17 protein-coding genes are annotated in these 17,230 nt (G+C 50.6%); 12 read left to right on the top strand and 5 right to left on the bottom strand.

Annotation, left to right across the window (positions count from 1 at the left end):
• Window positions 1–45 precede the first annotated feature (45 nt).
• Window positions 46–1,797: a glutamine--tRNA ligase/YqeY domain fusion protein gene (locus tag H8K43_RS06445; RefSeq protein WP_186903086.1), complete on the top strand. Its 1,752-nt coding sequence runs from the start codon at window positions 46–48 to the stop codon at window positions 1,795–1,797.
• A gap of 249 nt (window positions 1,798–2,046) precedes the next feature.
• Here H8K43_RS06445 and H8K43_RS06440 read toward each other — a convergent pair whose 3' ends face one another.
• Window positions 2,047–4,095 (bottom strand): ATP-binding protein, encoded by a 2,049-nt coding sequence (locus tag H8K43_RS06440; protein ID WP_222610976.1) that lies wholly within the window; start codon window positions 4,093–4,095, stop codon window positions 2,047–2,049.
• Window positions 4,096–4,276: 181 nt separating this feature from the next.
• Here H8K43_RS06440 and H8K43_RS06435 point away from each other — a divergent pair, with 181 nt between their 5' ends.
• From H8K43_RS06435 to H8K43_RS06420, 4 genes are all read left to right on the top strand, one after another.
• Window positions 4,277–4,450: a hypothetical protein gene (locus tag H8K43_RS06435; RefSeq protein ID WP_186903084.1), complete on the top strand. Its 174-nt coding sequence runs from the start codon at window positions 4,277–4,279 to the stop codon at window positions 4,448–4,450.
• A gap of 446 nt (window positions 4,451–4,896) precedes the next feature.
• Window positions 4,897–6,246: a sulfatase family protein gene (locus tag H8K43_RS06430; RefSeq protein ID WP_230403753.1), complete on the top strand. Its 1,350-nt coding sequence runs from the start codon at window positions 4,897–4,899 to the stop codon at window positions 6,244–6,246.
• Between the two features lie 268 nt (window positions 6,247–6,514).
• A complete protein-coding gene (locus H8K43_RS06425; RefSeq protein WP_186903082.1) occupies window positions 6,515–6,850 on the top strand; it encodes an energy transducer TonB in 336 nt (111 codons plus the stop codon).
• Between the two features lie 232 nt (window positions 6,851–7,082).
• On the top strand, window positions 7,083–8,558 hold the full coding sequence (locus tag H8K43_RS06420; RefSeq protein ID WP_222610975.1) for an aminoacyl-histidine dipeptidase: 1,476 nt from the start codon (window positions 7,083–7,085) through the stop codon (window positions 8,556–8,558).
• A 95-nt stretch (window positions 8,559–8,653) separates the two neighbouring features.
• Here the strand turns inward: H8K43_RS06420 and H8K43_RS06415 are convergent, their stop codons facing one another.
• Window positions 8,654–8,830, bottom strand: coding sequence for a hypothetical protein (locus tag H8K43_RS06415; protein WP_186903081.1), 177 nt, complete (start codon window positions 8,828–8,830; stop codon window positions 8,654–8,656).
• A 133-nt stretch (window positions 8,831–8,963) separates the two neighbouring features.
• On the opposite strand from H8K43_RS06415, the gene H8K43_RS06410 reads away from it, so the two are divergent.
• On the top strand, window positions 8,964–9,347 hold the full coding sequence (locus H8K43_RS06410) for a c-type cytochrome (RefSeq protein ID WP_408058494.1): 384 nt from the start codon (window positions 8,964–8,966) through the stop codon (window positions 9,345–9,347).
• Window positions 9,348–9,438: 91 nt separating this feature from the next.
• On the top strand, window positions 9,439–9,942 hold the full coding sequence (locus tag H8K43_RS06405; RefSeq protein WP_186903080.1) for a hypothetical protein: 504 nt from the start codon (window positions 9,439–9,441) through the stop codon (window positions 9,940–9,942).
• A gap of 114 nt (window positions 9,943–10,056) precedes the next feature.
• Here H8K43_RS06405 and H8K43_RS06400 read toward each other — a convergent pair whose 3' ends face one another.
• The gene (locus H8K43_RS06400; RefSeq protein ID WP_186903079.1) at window positions 10,057–10,644 is read right to left on the bottom strand and encodes an outer membrane beta-barrel protein; all 588 of its coding nucleotides are present in this window, start codon (window positions 10,642–10,644) and stop codon (window positions 10,057–10,059) included.
• Between the two features lie 431 nt (window positions 10,645–11,075).
• Here H8K43_RS06400 and H8K43_RS06395 point away from each other — a divergent pair, with 431 nt between their 5' ends.
• From H8K43_RS06395 to H8K43_RS06385, 3 genes are all read left to right on the top strand, one after another.
• Window positions 11,076–11,828: an ATP-binding response regulator gene (locus H8K43_RS06395; protein ID WP_186903078.1), complete on the top strand. Its 753-nt coding sequence runs from the start codon at window positions 11,076–11,078 to the stop codon at window positions 11,826–11,828.
• A gap of 427 nt (window positions 11,829–12,255) precedes the next feature.
• A complete protein-coding gene (locus tag H8K43_RS06390; RefSeq protein WP_186903077.1) occupies window positions 12,256–12,813 on the top strand; it encodes a TonB family protein in 558 nt (185 codons plus the stop codon).
• 245 nt (window positions 12,814–13,058) lie between these two features.
• Window positions 13,059–14,321 carry an MFS transporter gene (locus H8K43_RS06385; protein ID WP_186903076.1) on the top strand — a complete coding sequence of 421 codons (1,263 nt, stop codon included), beginning with the start codon at window positions 13,059–13,061 and terminating at the stop codon, window positions 14,319–14,321.
• A 19-nt stretch (window positions 14,322–14,340) separates the two neighbouring features.
• On the opposite strand, the gene H8K43_RS06380 is transcribed toward H8K43_RS06385, so the two are convergent.
• Complete coding sequence (locus H8K43_RS06380) at window positions 14,341–14,745, bottom strand: PilZ domain-containing protein (protein ID WP_186903075.1); 405 nt, start codon at window positions 14,743–14,745, stop codon at window positions 14,341–14,343.
• Window positions 14,746–14,935: 190 nt separating this feature from the next.
• Between H8K43_RS06380 and H8K43_RS06375 the strand changes: the two genes are divergently transcribed.
• Window positions 14,936–15,382, top strand: coding sequence for a hypothetical protein (locus H8K43_RS06375; RefSeq protein WP_186903074.1), 447 nt, complete (start codon window positions 14,936–14,938; stop codon window positions 15,380–15,382).
• A 5-nt stretch (window positions 15,383–15,387) separates the two neighbouring features.
• Here H8K43_RS06375 and H8K43_RS06370 read toward each other — a convergent pair whose 3' ends face one another.
• Window positions 15,388–15,753 carry a nucleotide pyrophosphohydrolase gene (locus H8K43_RS06370; RefSeq protein WP_186903073.1) on the bottom strand — a complete coding sequence of 122 codons (366 nt, stop codon included), beginning with the start codon at window positions 15,751–15,753 and terminating at the stop codon, window positions 15,388–15,390.
• Window positions 15,754–15,964: 211 nt separating this feature from the next.
• Here H8K43_RS06370 and H8K43_RS06365 point away from each other — a divergent pair, with 211 nt between their 5' ends.
• The gene (locus H8K43_RS06365; protein WP_186903072.1) at window positions 15,965–17,050 is read left to right on the top strand and encodes a phasin family protein; all 1,086 of its coding nucleotides are present in this window, start codon (window positions 15,965–15,967) and stop codon (window positions 17,048–17,050) included.
• Window positions 17,051–17,230: the final 180 nt, after the last annotated feature.

Below are 17,230 nucleotides of genomic sequence, written 5' to 3'. Positions count from 1 at the left end.
TATTTAATACATAAATAATCACGTATCGTCCTGAATGGCCAGACTATGAGCAACGACAACAAAAATAAAGCAGCGGCAGCGGCAGCCGAAGCCGCACCGGTATCTAACTTTTTACGCGCCATCATCGATAACGACCAGGCCGCAGGCACTTATCAACGCGATGGCATGCCCAGTGTGATCACGCGCTTCCCGCCTGAGCCGAACGGCTACCTGCATATCGGCCACGCTAAGTCGATCTGCCTGAACTTTGGTCTGGCACGCGACTATGATGGCCGCTGCCATCTGCGTTTTGATGACACCAATCCGGAAAAAGAAGACCAGGAATACGTAGACTCCATCATGGACAGCGTGAAATGGCTGGGCTTTGACTGGCAGGAATCCGCAGCCAAAGGCGGTGGCAATCACTTGTATTTCGCGAGCGATTATTTCGACAAATTCTATGCCATCGCTGAACACCTGATCAGCACTGGCCACGCCTATGTAGACAGCCAGTCGGCGGAAGACATGGCAGCCAATCGCGGCGACTTTTCCAAGCCGGGTGTGAACTCGCCTTTCCGTGAGCGCAGCGCCGCTGAATCGCTGGATCTGTTCCGTCGCATGAAAGCCGGTGAATTCAAAGATGGCGAACACATCCTGCGCGCTAAAATCGACATGGCTTCGCCAAACATGAATATGCGCGATCCGGCCATTTACCGTATCCGCCATGCGCATCATCACCGCACCGGCGACGCCTGGTGCATCTACCCGATGTACGATTACGCGCATCCGCTGGAAGACGCGATAGAAAACATCTCGCACTCTATCTGTACCCTGGAATTCCAGGATCACCGTCCTTTCTACGACTGGATTATCGAACGCGCCGCAGAAGGCGGTTTTGTCCAGCGTCCGGTACCGCGTCAATATGAATTCGCCCGTCTGAACCTGACCTATGTCGTGACCAGTAAGCGTAAATTGCGCAAGCTGGTTGAAGACGGCATCGTCAGCGGCTGGGATGATCCGCGCATGCCGACTGTGGTCGGTATCCGCCGCCGTGGTTATACCCCGGAATCTATCCAGGCCTTCTGCGAACGCATAGGCGTGACCCGCTCCGACGGCTGGATCGATTACAGCACGCTGGAAGGCTGCCTGCGCGAAGATCTCGACCCGAAAGCAGCGCGCGCCACTGCCGTACTGCGTCCGCTGAAACTGATCATCGATAACTTCCCTGAAGCTCAGAACATCGCCTGCAGCGCACCGGTACATCCACATCATCCGGAACGCGGCAACCGCGAATTCACCATCGGTAAAGAACTGTGGATAGAACAGGAAGACTTCATGGAAGAGCCAGTCAAAGGCTATTTCCGTCTGTTCCCGGGCAATAAAGTTCGTCTGCGTTATGGCTATGTAGTCGAATGCACAGGCTGCGACAAAGATGAAAACGGCAACGTGATCGCAGTACATTGCAACTACTTCGCCGACAGTAAATCCGGCACCGAAGGCAGCGCCAATTACAAAGTCAAAGGCAATATCCACTGGGTCAACGCAGCCGATGCAATGGAAGTGGAAGTCCGTCTGTATGACCGCCTGTTCACCGACGCCAACCCGGACGCAGGCGGCAAAGACTTCATGACCTTATTGAATCCTGCATCCCTGGAAACCATACGCGCCTACGTCGAACCCGGCTTACACAACATCGCCCCCGACACCCGCCTGCAATTCGAACGCCACGGCTATTTCGTGACCGACCGCGTTGACAGCACAGTCGGCAAACCGGTGTTTAACCGGATTACGACTTTGAAGGATTCATTTGGGAAGTAAAATCTAAACTACACACCTTAACTAATTCTTTCAGCAGGCATTGCATATTCAAAAAGAATTAATTAGGCCTAAGCCTGTAGAAAATATTAAAAAATTAATAATGGAATTTTTATAGAGAAATAAAATTACGTCAATATTTTATTTTCTTTTAGGTATAGCAACTAATGTAATTCAAACGTGGCCTAACACTTCGTGTTAGGCCACTTCTATCCCGAAAGTGGAAATTCGCGCCAATTGATCGCTATAAAACTACGAATTATCCTTTAACGCCTTGGTCAACCAAACAAGTTTGGGCATAACTGAACGGAACTCTTCTTTCGTAATCGTCTCAGCATGTGCATCAGACCTAAACTTATTCGCAGCATCTACATATTCCGAGAACTTAGTTTTGTCGTCGTTAAATATGAACCGATATCTGTCCCAGTCTTTTAAGACTGCTCGCTTCAAGTCTAGGAAGTACATCTCCCCACGGAAAATATCATCGAAATCCAGGCATCTTGCTTTTTCTATCTGTACCTGTTTATTCAAACAACCGATAATAAAATCTTTGCCTGCTTTAGCTCCGTAGCCCATCTTAACTACGCTACGAACCAACTCACGGAATCCGAACTCGAACTGATTGCGCTCTTTGCTCAACAATGCCCAGCGTTCTTCCAACGATTCGGGGCACGCTAGATCCCGCGCATCATATTGCACGGCAGCCTCAACGAGCTTGATGCGAAAGCAAAAATCTTGTGTAACCTTCTCTATTAGACCGTAACCGACCAGATGTTCAATGGAGCGGGGATCATCTTCCGCATATGCATTAAACAGCTTTTTATCATCAACAGCAAGGTGTTTAAGCAAGGAAAACTCGCGAGGGAATCGTTCGGTTAGCACTTGTAAAATTAATGCAATGTAGTTTCGTGTATGCGCTTTGATTTGATCTCTTGCGGCACGGTATTCTTCTTTTCGAATATGAATCTTCCGTGGAACATTTTCGGTAACACGATTAAGTCGAAGAAAGCTGCAGGCTTGTTTAATTAAAAACGGATGGCCGCCAAAGTCATCTGTTAGATATGTATATACCTCACGATCAAATGTCACTCCCATGTAGAATCCCAAATGAGAGATCATGCGCTCTACGTCATCGACGTTAAAAAAGCCTAAGTAATAGGGTTCGATGTACTTATAAATAGGGTTATCAACACCACCAGGGAGATAAGCTGTCTCTAGGGGATAGGGATTCGTTCCACACATTAGAAATGAAAACATATTTGTGGACTGTTGGTATGTCGAACGAATCGCTTGCCAGAATGGAAGGAAGTTCTCACCGCTACGCCAATGCTCTGAAGATGAAACATCGAAACAAAGGTTCTCAACCTCATCAAAAATCAGGTAGGACGGGCGATTAAATTTGAATCGCACTAATGCTAGGTCTGATGCGAAACAGGTTGTGGCATCCTCTTCTGTGTAAGCAGTCTCTTGTTTACCAAGATCCTCCATGCCATTGGCACGGAAAAGTGTGTCCTTGACGCGGAACAGGGCTTTATTCCACTTGGTTTTGTGAAATCCGGGGTCCGAGCAATCTAAAAATGCAACAGGCACGGTCATTTGTTTCAGCGTTCGAAGCACTGCCCAAAGCAACGACGATTTTCCTATGCGGCGCAACCCAAAAAGCGAACCATTCTCCCCATTGTTATATTGACCTATCAGCCGTTGCAACTCAGTTTTTCGACCATAGAAATAGCGCTCTGTTTTAAGAACAGAGGAAATTGAGAAGAGGTCTTTTGTATAAAGCGTTTCTTCGAGCCGTCGAATCATAAGCGCTTCCTTGGCGCTCACCCCTCCAGTTAACTCGTGATATCGGAAGGCCACCATAATCCGAGGGTCACCATCAGCCTCAAAGCGGGATAACGTGGAAGAAACGACCTCTCCATTCGTGACAAGAACAATGCACAGTCTGTCTACACGATGTCCGTTCGTAGCAATTATTTTATCTATAGCTTCTAATAACCGACCGTCTACCTCGGGATAATTATGAAAGATACAGAGCAACTGAGCATGAAAATTAAATCGCTGAATGAAGAGATCGGTTGGCTTTAGGAATGCATATGGAAATCTATTCCTTTTCCCCGTGCGCAAAATGGAGGCTCCAGAAACAAACCAGAACGCGCTAAGATTATTAATGATTTGGATTTCTTGCGGTCCGAAATCGCGAAGTTCGAGACCTGGCAATATACCCGGATTCTGCTTGTCATTCATAATTTTTAATTCTTCCAATTTTGCTAATACTAAACGCTTAAAGTCTTCACACAAGTACTTTTATTAACCAATTACCAATTTCAATAATGCATTAAAATTTCTTAATTAGCAAGAAAGAGTTCCTGTATCTTCGTATAGCAGATGAGTGGCGGGTCTATGACAATTCCGCTTTATCTGATCCACAATTAGTGGCAGAGGGCGTCGCCACTGATCTTATTATTCACAAGGGCTTATCATGGCAACACCTCCAGTCGATATAAAGCAGCCGCCTGATTTGATCGCTGCAAAATTGCGTGATAGCGCAATGATGAATAAGCTGGTCAAGCAAGCAGTTTGCGAAGCGGTGGAAAAAGCGCAGCGCCTGGGTTTTTTACCGCCGGCATCGGGTGTACAAAAGCCGGGCAAGTAAGCTGTGGCACACGGCTTGCGCTGACTTAGCAGGTCTTCGTTCCGCGGCGCTGTTCAGGCGGATTATTTAAAACCTTCCCTACTCTACTTTTGTTTTTGGGCTCTTATCGCCTGCATTTAACGACGCTGAATTCCCGCCAGCGCAGGATTGATTTTTTTAGCGGCGTCTTGCTTAAACAGCGTCGCAGTGATGTTGAAGCTTCGCCTGCCACATGCGCAATCAGCTCAGATTGCACTGCTATCTTTACTCCAACCCCAGCGACAAGCGCACCATTGCAGCCACTACAGATGATGGCTGATATGAATTTATAAAAAAAGAATCTAGCCTGCCGGTGGAAGCTAAGCGCTGCTTGCCATTAAAATCCAGTTTTCCATTTTGCGTCTGCACGCACTATGCCACCCATTTCACGTCGTCAGTTTTTAGGAAGCTCAGCCCTGGCTGCCAGTATGTTATCCGGGCTGGTTCAGGCCAAGCCGCAGCAGGCGCGGCCGAATATTCTGTTCATCATGGCGGATGATCTGGGCTGGGCCGATCTGGGTTGTTATGGCATGCGGGACTTTGCCACGCCAGTGCTGGATCAACTGGCGAGTGATGGCGTGCGGCTGACGCATGCGTATGCAAATTCGCCGGTCTGTTCCGCCTCGCGCACTGCCATTATCACCGGACGTTACCAATACCGTTTGCGCGTCGGGCTGGAAGAGCCGATACCGGATGCGAAATCCAGGCATGGTTTATCGCCTGCCCATCCTACGCTGCCTTCTCTGTTAGGGAAATCCGGTTACCGTACTGCGCTGCCGGGCAAATGGCATCTGGGCGCAGCACCTGAGTTTGGTCCGCTGAAAAGTGGCTATCAGTATTTTTTCGGGAATATGCAGGGTGGAATCGACTATTTCACGCATAAGGCCGGGGTAGGTGCGAACGAGCCGGTGGATTTGTGGGAAGGCGAGCAGCTGGTGCATGAGCATGGTTATTACACCGACATCCTGAGCCAGCGCGCGGAGCAATATGTGCGGGCGCATGCCAGAGAGGCCGCACCTTTCCTGCTCAGCCTGCATTACACAGCACCGCACTGGCCCTGGGAAGGCCCTATGGATGAAGCCGTGGCTGGCACGCTGAAAAAACTGATCCATGCTGATGGCGGCAGTCTGGAAACCTATGGAAAAATGGTGGCCGCAATGGATAGTGGCATAGGCAAAGTCTTGCAGGCCTTAAAAGAAACCGGTCAGGCGGACAATACCATCGTGATTTTTACCAGTGACAATGGCGGTGAACGTTTTTCTCATACCTGGCCTTTGTCGGGACAAAAGACTGAGTTGCTGGAAGGCGGCATACGGGTACCGGCCATCGTACGCTGGCCCGCCGCACTCAAGCCTGCTGTGTCCGATCAGATTTGCATAGGCATGGACTGGCTGCCGACTTTGCTGGCAGCCGCAGGCGTCGCGCCCGACCCGGATTTTCCCAGTGACGGGGTGAATCTGTTGCCGGTACTGACGCAACAGGAAAAAGCAATTCCACGCACGCTGTATTGGCGTTATAAATCGTTTCAGCAGCGCGCGGTGATCGATAATTATCTGAAGTATCTGAAAATCGGCAATAACGAATTTTTATTCGATCTGCGCCAGGACCCGCGTGAACGCGCCAATCTGGCGGTACTACAGGCAGCGCAATTTCAGCGCCTGAAACAGCAATGGCAACAATGGGATGCCACGATGCTGCCTATCACCAAAGAGGTGTACAGCCACCGGGTACCTGGACAGCGTCAGGCAGATCACTATGCGGTCGGGCTGGACGACTAGGCGCGCCTGAAGCACGGGCATTGTGCACCGGTGCAATGCCACTTCAAATGCCAGTCGTAATGCAATCAATACCAGTTGCAGTCAAGTCGCACTATTTTCGTGCAGAACCGGCTTTACTGTTGAATAAACAGGCAAATTTTTTTCAAAATGAATTGCCACTCAGAAAGTAAATACGTAAAATCCCGCATGTTTATTGCGCTGCACAAATTTGCGCGCCGGCACGGATTGTTGATTCATTTTTACCTTTGTCTGTATTGAGCATTTTCCCATGAAAAAAATTCTATTAGCTACTGCGTTGCTGGCTGTTGTGTCCAGCGTCTCTGCCAACGAAATTTCCCCTGTAATGGATAAAAACACTTGCGAAAAAGTGGTTTATCCAAAAGCGGCATTGATCAATGAGGAAAGTGGTTCTGTCACGCTGGCAGTGCTGGTCGGTGCGGATGGAAACGTGATGGATTCTAAAATCGAAAAATCCAGCGGCTCCAAAACCCTGGACAAGGCAACTGCCAAGATTTTCTCTTCCTGCAAATTCAAACCAGGCAGCAAAGACGGTAAAGCACAGCAAGTCTGGACGAAACTGGAATACGTCTGGAGCCTGTCGTAATTCAGTCTGCGCAATGAAGCTGTGACAAAAAGGATGACCGGGTGTCATCCTTTTTTATTGCCTTTGTTACTAAGCCGCACCGCCCTCACGGTCAGTACAGCTACGGACACTTAGCCGTATGCCCGCTATGGTAAACTGCGGGTCTTCTTTCCGCTTCCGCCGCGCGGCCCGCCTTGCTGTAGATGGCTGCCAGCCGCATACGCAAGCGCTATGTTTTTACAGGATATTTATCGTGACCACCACTACCGAACTGAATCAGCTTTTCCCTCGCCCTTTGTGGCACTGGTTTGAACAAATCTGTGCAGTCCCACACCCATCCAAGCACGAAGCTGCGCTGAGCCAGCTGATCCAGGACTGGGCGAAACAACGCGGCCTGCCGGTGGTAGTGGATCAGGTAGGTAATCTGATTATCCGCAAACCAGCCACGGCTGGCATGGAAGACCGCAAAATGGTGGTGATACAGGCGCATATTGATATGGTGCCGCAAAAAAATGCCGATAAGGTGCATGACTTCGTGACCGATCCTATTCAGCCACGCATAGATGGTGACTGGGTCAAGGCGACCGGAACCACGCTGGGTGCCGACAATGGCATCGGTATGGCATCTGCACTGGCGATACTGGGCGCGGATGATATCCGCCATGGCCCGCTGGAAGTGCTGCTGACGGTCGATGAAGAAGCCGGCATGACAGGCGCTTTCGGCCTGCAGCCTGGCATGCTGGAGGCAGAAATCCTGATCAATACCGACTCCGAACAGGAAGGCGAAATTTACATGGGCTGCGCCGGTGGCGTGGACGCAGAGATTTCATTACCGGTCAGCTGGCAGACTGCAGCCGCAGATCAGCAGGCGTATACATTGAGTTTGTCTGGCTTAAAAGGTGGTCACTCGGGTGTGAATATCCATCTGGGCCGTGGCAATGCAAACAAACTGATCGCACGTTTTTTGGCAGGCCATGCGGCAGAGCTGGGTCTGGCGCTGTCAGAGATCAAAGGAGGCTCGCTGCGTAATGCGATCCCGCGTGAAGCGCAATGCAGCTTTACCGTTCCAACCGCACAGGCCGGCTTGCTGCAACAACGCGTGTCGCAATATCAGGCCATACTGCAAGCGGAACTGGCGAGTGCAGAACCTGCATTGAAACTGCAATTAGAAACCAGCACAGCACCAGCGCAAACTCTGCAGGCGGACAGCCAGCGCACACTGATCAACCTGATCAACAGCTGCCCTAACGGCGTGATCCGCATGAGCGACGAGATCGCCGGTGTGACTGAGAGTTCGCTGAACGTCGGTGTGATCAGTACCAGCAGCGACAAAGTCACCGTCCTGTGCCTGATACGCTCACTGATCGACAGTGGCCGTGAAAACATAGAAAGCAGCCTGCAAAGTCTGAGCGACCTGGCTGGCGCGCAGATCGCTTTTTCCGGTTGCTATCCGGGCTGGAAACCAGACACCAGCTCACCGGTGATGGCGATCGTACGTCAAACTTATGAGAGCATTTATCACAAGGAACCCGTGATCATGGTGATCCATGCGGGTCTGGAGTGTGGCCTGTTCAAAAAACATTATCCGGATCTGGACATGGTATCGATAGGCCCGACTATCCGTTATCCACACGGCCCGGATGAGATGGTCAACATCGAAACCGTCGGTCAATACTGGACATTGTTGCTGGCGGTGCTGGAGCGGATACCGGCTAAGGTGGCCAACTAAGTCAGCAAACTAATGCAGCAAACTAATTTGCCAGACCACAGCTTGCGCTAAGCAAGCGCGGACAGCGGCCCACCTCACCGGTGCGCCGCTGTTTTTTATTTGGCATCCGTTGCTGGTTTCACTAGTGCAGGCGCAGTAGCATCCGTATTACCAATAGCTGGCTGGCGCGCCACCAGTATCTGCGGCACACTGGTTTTCTGCTGTTGTTGCACCTGTAAAGTCGCGACTTCTTTGCGTGGCCGCACAGGCTGAGGATGATGTAATACAAACATGGGGATACTCCTGTGATGTCAGACTATAGTGGCTGCGAACGCTGAGAATACAAGAGTCGCAGTGCAAACTTTGTGATTCTGTCGCACAATATGTAACCGATCCCATTCACACAGCCCTGCCATGCACTACGCCATGATGAAATCCCTGCGCCCCGCTTCACTGCTGCTATTGGCTGGTTTTGCGCTGCCTGCCAGTGCGGCTTTGCCTGCGGGTGATGCCAAAGCGGGTAAAGCCAGTTTCCGCATCTGTATTTCCTGTCATCAGACCGGGCCTGCAGCACGCGCCGGATTTGGCCCGCCGCTGTATCAGGTAGTAGGACGCAAAGCCGGGTCAGTGCCAGACTTTGCCTATTCCAGTGCGATGAAAAATGCAGGCTTTGTGTGGACGGACGAGAAACTGGTGGCTTTTTTGCGCGCACCGGGTGAAGTAGTACCGGGGAATAAGATGCGCTTTTATGGCATCAGCAATGAGCAGCAACTGGCCAATATCCTGGCTTACCTGCGCCAGCAAGACTGAGCACCCACACCTGAAGCACCGAACAGTGTAGGATGGCGCCTTCGCAAAATTTGCCTCGGCTAATTTGCAGCAGCCCTGAGAGAGAATCAACTTGTCACAAGCATCAAACAATGCCAGTTCCGGCGACATCCCCGACACCATACAGGAAGCGCGCCTATGGCGCGATAAAGGCTGGACCGCCCGTGTCATCAAAAATGAAGATGACGATGGCTGGGCGGTTGCCATGATCAAGGATGGCGAACCGGAACCCGCGCTGGTCGGCCCCTGGACTATGGGCAGGGATAAAAAAAATCCTAAACCGCTGGATGGCAATGCCTTCCGTACGCTGGTAAAAACGGCCTGCGAAGTGATACGACGACACGAACAGCAATTGCATGCGCAGCTACATAAAAGCGTACAACTCAGCCATGCTGACAGTGATTACACCGTGCGTTTGCAAATCATCCCGGATGAATATGAACCGTATGCCGAGCTGAGCGCTGCCGACCAGTTCGGCGAAGAAATTGCACGCGTGCGGGTGGCTCCACATTTCAAACTAAGCCGCCAAAGCGCACTGCACTGGATAGAACAGGATTTCTGCCGCCCGACAGAATAAATAGGAACAGCAATAAGATCAGTAATAAACTCAGCCCCGGACGACCAGATGGCCGTACGGGGCTGAGTATTAAGGCAATGCAGCGTCATCGACACTGCACTTTACAACGGGGGATCAGAATGCGTATTGCACACCGACCGACAGGTTGTTCACAGCAGATTTGTCATCACCAAACTTGACTTTGCGTGTTTCGAATTCACCGCGCAGCGCCAGTTCTTTGGTCAGCTTGTAAGTCAGACCCAGACCAAACACAGGTTGGGTAGAAGTAGTGGAATCTGAGCCGGTGAAACTGCCCAAACCAGCAACGCTACCGCTTGCGCTGCCTTCTGCCTTAACGCTGGCGATACCCAGTTTAGCAAAGCCAGTCAGTTCATTGGTGAGGTCATATTTAGCGATACCGGCCAATTCAAACGCTTTACCTTTCAGGCTGGCTGTGCCGCTGGACTTGGCATCGCGGTAAGACGCGTCTATCGTTCCCAGCGAATAGTAACTGCCTTCTACCGCAAACGTGTTATTGATGTTGTAGCCGCCCAATAATTTGTAGGTATTGGCGTTTGTGCTGCAAGTGGTGGTGCCGCTGCAATCGTTATTCCATTTTGCTTTACCGATAGTGCCGCCCACATAGACCTGGGCAGACGCCGCTGCGCTCAACAAAAGACCAGCTGCTACCAGGCCTGCACTGATTAATTTATTTTTCAACATAGTCATATCCTTAGTCATTGTGTATAGAGTCTTCGACTGAATCCACAGGTGCTACGCAAGTTTGCATTGCGCTTACTCCTGTTTGCTTCACCGTGAACACAGTCTGACAGCCTGCTCACTTGAAGAAAATCAATTATCTCAAAGTGCATCTTAACTAGAAGAAAGGTACTGAAAATCAATACTACAACCACTATTTAACACAATTAAGAGTATTATTTTTACACCAAGCGACGAATTTCAGATATAAAGAAACGTATGCTTCACGAACGTTCGTGCGATTATTTTTACAACATTTAGCAAGAGAAACATACATTTTTCCGGTGCTGGAATTGACGCAGCGAAAAGCTAAGCTCACACTGCAGCAGGAAACGCATCAAGGCCAGACAGAATGCGTCACGGATACTGACCCTAAAAAAACAGGCACTCTCCCTATGAATAAGGCTCAGGCAATGCTGGATGCATTGCGCGCTCACTACCTCAATGATCTGCCTTCCCAACTGGATGAACTGGAAAATCTGATCCTGCACATGGATGCACACTCCTTTAATCTGGAGACGTGCAGAGAGTTATACCGGCGTATTCATAGCCTGAAAGGCAGTGGTGGTACCTACGGCATGCATATCGTGTCTGATATTTGTCACCCGTTTGAAGATCTGATTTCTGCATTAATAGAGCAGCCGGGCTTACTACGTGAGCGTTTCACTCCGACGGCGCTGGAGTACCTGGATCTGTTACGACGTGTGATCCTGCTATACCGACAGCAAGAATTACCCGGTGATGATATCCGTGCGCAATTGAGTCATATCCGGCTGCGCACCGCACAATGCAGCTATTCGGCACTGATCGTAGAAAGCTCTGATGTGATCATCAGCGTAGTGCGTGACATCCTGATTCCTTACCGCTTTCGGGTAGAAGTCGTTAATGATGGTTATCTGGCCCTGGGCCGCGTTTTGTCTGAACCATTCGATCTGGTGGTCACCGGGCTGGAAACGCCGCGTTTAAATGGACTTGCCTTAATCAGCGCGATGCAAAAATCCAGCCCCAGACACAGGCACACCCAAAGTGTGTTAGTCACAGCATCTGAGCTCAGGCATGATAAAGAATTACCCGATGCGATACTCAAAAAAGACGCGCATTTTAAAGAGAGTTTTGGTCAGTTTGTACATCACCTCATCAAGTCCTGAGCACTTTTCTGAGTGATGGGATGCCTGAGCGGGAATGCCTGCGCCATCTGTACAACAGCTGCCTGGCCAAACCCGTATTTTTGCTGGCTTATTTACAATTCATGCAAGGTAGTCATGCTATGATCAGCGGCCTTGCTTGAACGCAATTATTCTCTCAGCAATGACCTTCTGCTGATTCTCATTTGTTTTAGGACGATGCAAAATTTTCCCGGCAAGGCTTGGCGACGCACTTAGCATAATGTGTACGACAAAGAGCCACCACGCCACTGGGGCGGTTTTGAGCAAGTCCTGTATTTCTTCTGATTGAAAGTGCTTTCCTATGCGCAGTTTGCTTATCTCTGCTCTTATCTTCAGTCTTGGCAACTCTGTTTGCTATGCGAACGAACCTGAGTCAGCCCAGCAGTCTACACAGCCCGCCACAGCCGATATGCTGCTGAAAAAAATTGATATTCTCGACCACTGCGTCCCACCTAAATATCCCAAAGCCGCGCAATTAAACCGGTTTCATGGAAGTGCCAGAGTATTACTGAAAATTGATACTGACGGAAAAGTCGATGCAGTAGACTTTTTACGCAGCAGTGGCTGGTGGGTACTCGATGAGGCCCTGGCAAAATCTGTGGTGGGCTGCAAAATCCTGGACCAAGCACCAGGTAAAGACATCACGGCAGCAGTCAGCTATCACTTCCGTCTGGATGAGAAATATCGTTTCGACGCAGATCCGGAACTGATCGCGGACAGTTGTGAAAAATCCGATCTTGTCAAAATTGCTGATCCCAAAGAAAATGGCTTAGGCATTGTGGTAGGCAGCCTGGTCAGTAAAACCGGCGAAGTACAACGCACTTCTCTGGAATGGGCCAGCGGTGATGAAGCACTGGACCGTGAAAGCATACGTGTTGTCAAAAGCTGCAAATTCAACCCAGCCACTACCGCCGGTAAGCTGTACAACGCGCCCTACTCGATACGCCTGCTGCCAGTCAGCAAGTGATCGCTCAATACGCAAACCATCGCTAAACGCTGTAGCCCACGACCTGGCCGCCCGCACCAAGCGCATGCGGTCAGACTGCAACAGTGACAGTTGGCACGGAATTTCCGTTTAATTTGTGCTGCACTCAGGCATTAACGACGGGTAAAATAGCTGCTATCCATTCTGCTATCTGTGTGGCAGCAGCCAGCTACTTCAGTCTCCCGCTCAGGGAGAGATGTAGTTCCCGTCTACCGGCCACTTGCTCCATGCATAAACAAACTCTGAATTCCCGCCTGAATGCTTATCTGATTTATCTTGGCGTTGCCATCGCTTCGGGAGGTGTGGCTTTATATACGCCGCTGATTGTGTCTGAAACCGGGATTAAATTTTCCGGGTTCTGGGCTGCGTCTATTTTGTGCGGCCTGAACCTGGGACGGGTAATCGGGTCCTGGTTAGGCAGCCGTTTCCCCGCAACAGCCAATCATCCGCTGGCGGTGTCCGGCAATATTTTGCTTGAGGGCATCGCCCTGTATTGCATGGCATTCCTGGAACAGGCCTGGGCGCTGGCTGTCTTTGCTGTGCTGGCCGGGCTGGGCAGCGGCTTGTCGTTTCCGGGGCTGAAGTTTTACCTGCTAAAGCTACGCGATCTGGATCAGACAGCTTTATTCAGCCGCTTATCTTTCGCCATCAGGATAGGCCTGGTGGCAGGCTATCTGCTGGCGGGCTGGATTCCACATCACACCATGAAGCTGGTGTTCCTGATCGTGCTACTCACATTTATCAGCTATGGCCTACTGATGTTAGCAGCCATGCGCGCTATCGTGCGCCATGAAAGCAACTTACTGAAGCAACAGCTTGAGCAGGAACAGCAACAAAAACTCGCCTGTGATCTGGTGGCCGGCAATGAAAAGCTAAGCCATGAACGGTGTCAGCAGTCAGAATTGCCCTTGCTGTTTTATTTGTCCAACGCAGTGTTCTGGTGCTTTGCCGTGCAACCAACCATAGGCTTCAGTCTGCATATACCTAAATTCACCCCGGATCTTTCCGTCTCTACCCCATTCTGGATCGCTGCCGTGGTGATCATTGCGTTTCAAATTCCGGTATCCAGACAGGCCGTGCGCAACAAAGACCATTTCCGTTTCCTGCAATTCGGTTACCTGAGCCTGTTTCTGAGTTTCCTGTGCATGCTGGCGTTTCCGGCCTACGCTGCGACAGTGATCATCGCCTCGGTGCTGCTGTCTTTTGCCCAGATTTTTTATGGCCCTTCGCTGGATGTGCTGACCGCACGCTATGCAGACCGGGTATCAGCCGATACCGGCCAGCTGATGTCGCGTCAGATGCTGTATCAGAGTATGGGGAATATGACGGGCAGCCTGGCCGGTGGTCTGTTATTTGACCTGGCACAACGCTGGAACACACCTGCCATCAACTGGGGATTACTGGCTGCCGGCAGTCTGGTGATGGTGATTTTGAGTCAGCATAAAATTCCTTCACTTTACCGCGATGCCACCCGTCACGCCACGCGCTGAGCGGTAAGCGCGTCTGCGATCATTGAGCCGGCGACAGACTGCAGCGTATGAAGGCGACTGGATTTTTATGCATTTTGTCTTGCATCAGTTCCAGCGTCAGTCTATCGATAGCATCGAGCCTGAATCCGCTACGGACATACAAGCCCTGCTCATTTTCTGACCAAACGCGTTCCACCTGAATGGCTGGAATATCCAATGCATTTCCTTCATCGCCTAAAAAATGCAGAAAATAGTGAATCGCTTCCGGTTTTTCCTCAGCATTAGTCAGCACCTGGATACCGGTTTCACTCATATCAATCACCAGAGCCGCGATGCTGCTGCCCGGTGACACGCTATTGAATACCCAAACCGGAATCAGATCCTGATCTTTGACTAAACGGAAAAATTGTATGCGTTGATACTGACGTTTTTCTGGCTGATTCATACGAACTCAAAAAGTGAGCAAAGACGATCTGGGGATCGCCGTTAAAGTGTGGAGAAACAATATAGAAAAATTATGACGCGCCAGTGACGCTGGACAAGTAACATCGTTGCACAAAAACAACCATTTTCACTTGTTTTGACAGGGAAACACTGCCAGACTACGAGCTGATAAAGTGAGTCGGGAAAGTAACATGAATATCCACGGTCAGTGGCAGATTGACCTGGTCGGCGATGTGCTGGTCAGAACTTTCGGTGGTAGTTTTAACCAGCAGGGAACAGAAGCCTTATTCGCAGAATTGCAAGCCAAGGCACCTAAAGACAGACCTTGGGCTGGATTAGCACACGGCGCCATGTGGGAAATGTCAACCCAGGATTCCCTGCAGTCCTACAGCAGCATGAGTGACTGGGTGTTCGCCAATGGCTGCGTTTGTGTTGCATTTATTCTGCCCAGTAAATTGCATCTGGATATCATGCGCCGCCAGGGCGGACTGGCAGAAAATCCTCGCTACCAATCTTGTACCAGCCTGGAGCAAGCCTGTGCATGGCTGAGCCAGCGCGGCTTCGCAATCACGCCGGAGCAGTATCCACACCAGGTATTTTTAAACAAGCTCGAACAGCGCCAACATCAATGTGCGTGATTACGTCAGGAATCCGGCTGCCCGGGCTGATCATATTTATCGGATTTTCCTGCAAACCTGGCAACCGGGTACTTCAAGGCATTTATTCTGATTTTTTCTTGTGTGACGGCGAATAAATCAATTTGCAAGCGGTCTGCCGCCATTAGTAAGTAGCACAATACGTCAGCCATTTCATGTTCGGCCGCCTGATATTGCGCCGGGTTCAAAGTGTCCTTCTCACCGCTGGGTAACCACTGAAAAACTTCGAGTAACTCAGCTGCTTCTACCGTCAAGGCAGCAGCCAGATTTTTCGGCGTGTGGAATTGCGCCCAATCGCGTTCAGCAGCAAATTCCCTGAGTGCCTGTTGTAAGGTGATTAAACTGTCCTGCATCTTTTCCTTCCTGTGTTGATCTGTTCATCCATAAGCTGCCATCCTGCCCTGCAAGCTGTGCATACAAAAAAGCCAGATGCTCATACAAAATAATTTGCTGACTTTTTAAGCAATCCCAGAGTAAAATCAAGATTGCTGCAATGCGTCAATTGTCAAATCTGGCCTGACGCAGCCCGCCTGAACCGTCTTACCTAATCTGAAGGAGAGCTTCATGCCGTTGCCACACCCCGATGTCACCGCTGCTGCTGCGCAAGAGCAGCTCAGCCAACAATTTACACTACTGCAAGGATACGCGGCATTCGCATTTCAAAGTCTGGAGCAGATTCTTGCATTGCAATTCCAGTTCGCGCGCCAGTCGTTGAATGATTACAGCCAGACTTCACATCAGTTATTAAATGCAAAAGATGCCCAGGAATGGGTGGAGCTGAGCAAACAACGTTCACAAACCCGCGCAGACCATTTGCAGGCTCATCATCAAGCCTTGCAACAGTTCGGCGAACAGACCCGCGAACAATGGCTGCAACAATGGCAGCAGGCTGGCAGTCAATGGAAAAGTCAGCTTGAACAGCAACTCGTTGATCAGGGTCATGGCTTGAGTTTTCACAGCAATACCGTGTTCAATGTGCCAGCCAGTCTGATACCCGATACCCTGAGTATCACCGTCAGCAATCCTTTGAACACCCAGGTGCAGGCGACCACGACGCTGGTACCGATTGCAGAAGAGCGCGTCACTGAAATTGATATCACCCCCGCACCTGCAGTTGCAAACCCAGCAACAGTACCAGGCTCAGTCAGCCAGCTATCCCTGCTGACGGCAGAAACTAATACAGCGGCTAAGACTGCACCCAGCCCAAAAGCAGCACCCAAAAAAGCCGTCACCAAGTCAGTGCAGCCTGCTACCACAGCAGCAGTCCCCTCTGACAAACCCACGCAGCAATCTGCAAGCGCCAGCAAAACCACTAAAGCCACGTCCATTAGCAAAACCGGCGTAAGCGCAGCTGCCAAGCTGACACCCAGTCCAGCGCCGCAAACTAAGCCCGTAGTCGCCGCAAAAGCAGTAGCACCGGCTGCCAAACGCGCCAGTGCTCAGCCTGCAACTACTAAGCCAGCAACTACCAAGCAAGCGGTCGTCAAGCCAGTCGCACCGGAACTCAGTGCTGCGGCCACACCTGTAGCAACTACCAGCGCCAATGCCGCCAGCGCACAGAAGCCAGCGCAGAAGTTCCCTTTCCCTGCGGCTAAACTGCAGGCAAAAACTGCCCCTGCCGCCAAAAAAGCCAGAACCACCAAGCCCTGATACAGCAGGCCCTCAAGCCTGCATATCTGCTTTCTGCCCTTTCGTTCTTTTTACAAACGAGGGGCAGATAGCGACTTCCCCTCCTCCTCTGAATTAACGCCGCAGGCTCATCTGGTGAACGCCGTTCTCGGCTACAATGCGGCCTTTCGCTTTACCCATAGCACCATCAGTAATCTGAGC

It is taken from the genome of Cognatundibacterium curvum (genome assembly GCF_014284235.1).
Classification (GTDB): domain Bacteria; phylum Pseudomonadota; class Gammaproteobacteria; order Burkholderiales; family Burkholderiaceae_D; genus Undibacterium; species Undibacterium curvum.
Note: the sequence above shows the minus strand (reverse complement) of the source record. Positions and strands in the feature narration are given on the sequence as shown.

Bases quoted from the DNA above. Each gene is read 5' to 3' on its own strand.
- H8K43_RS06445 (WP_186903086.1), top strand. From the start codon at position 46: ATGAGCAACGACAACAAAAATAAAGCAGCGGCAGCGGCAGCCGAAGCC.
- H8K43_RS06435 (WP_186903084.1), top strand. From the start codon at position 4,277: ATGGCAACACCTCCAGTCGATATAAAGCAGCCGCCTGATTTGATCGCT.
- H8K43_RS06430 (WP_230403753.1), top strand. From the start codon at position 4,897: ATGTTATCCGGGCTGGTTCAGGCCAAGCCGCAGCAGGCGCGGCCGAAT.
- H8K43_RS06425 (WP_186903082.1), top strand. From the start codon at position 6,515: ATGAAAAAAATTCTATTAGCTACTGCGTTGCTGGCTGTTGTGTCCAGC.
- H8K43_RS06415 (WP_186903081.1), bottom strand. From the start codon at position 8,830: ATGTTTGTATTACATCATCCTCAGCCTGTGCGGCCACGCAAAGAAGTC.
- H8K43_RS06410 (WP_408058494.1), top strand. From the start codon at position 8,964: ATGATGAAATCCCTGCGCCCCGCTTCACTGCTGCTATTGGCTGGTTTT.
- H8K43_RS06400 (WP_186903079.1), bottom strand. From the start codon at position 10,644: ATGTTGAAAAATAAATTAATCAGTGCAGGCCTGGTAGCAGCTGGTCTT.
- H8K43_RS06395 (WP_186903078.1), top strand. From the start codon at position 11,076: ATGAATAAGGCTCAGGCAATGCTGGATGCATTGCGCGCTCACTACCTC.
- H8K43_RS06390 (WP_186903077.1), top strand. From the start codon at position 12,256: ATGCTGCTGAAAAAAATTGATATTCTCGACCACTGCGTCCCACCTAAA.
- H8K43_RS06385 (WP_186903076.1), top strand. From the start codon at position 13,059: ATGCATAAACAAACTCTGAATTCCCGCCTGAATGCTTATCTGATTTAT.
- H8K43_RS06380 (WP_186903075.1), bottom strand. From the start codon at position 14,745: ATGAATCAGCCAGAAAAACGTCAGTATCAACGCATACAATTTTTCCGT.
- H8K43_RS06375 (WP_186903074.1), top strand. From the start codon at position 14,936: ATGAATATCCACGGTCAGTGGCAGATTGACCTGGTCGGCGATGTGCTG.
- H8K43_RS06370 (WP_186903073.1), bottom strand. From the start codon at position 15,753: ATGCAGGACAGTTTAATCACCTTACAACAGGCACTCAGGGAATTTGCT.
- H8K43_RS06365 (WP_186903072.1), top strand. From the start codon at position 15,965: ATGCCGTTGCCACACCCCGATGTCACCGCTGCTGCTGCGCAAGAGCAG.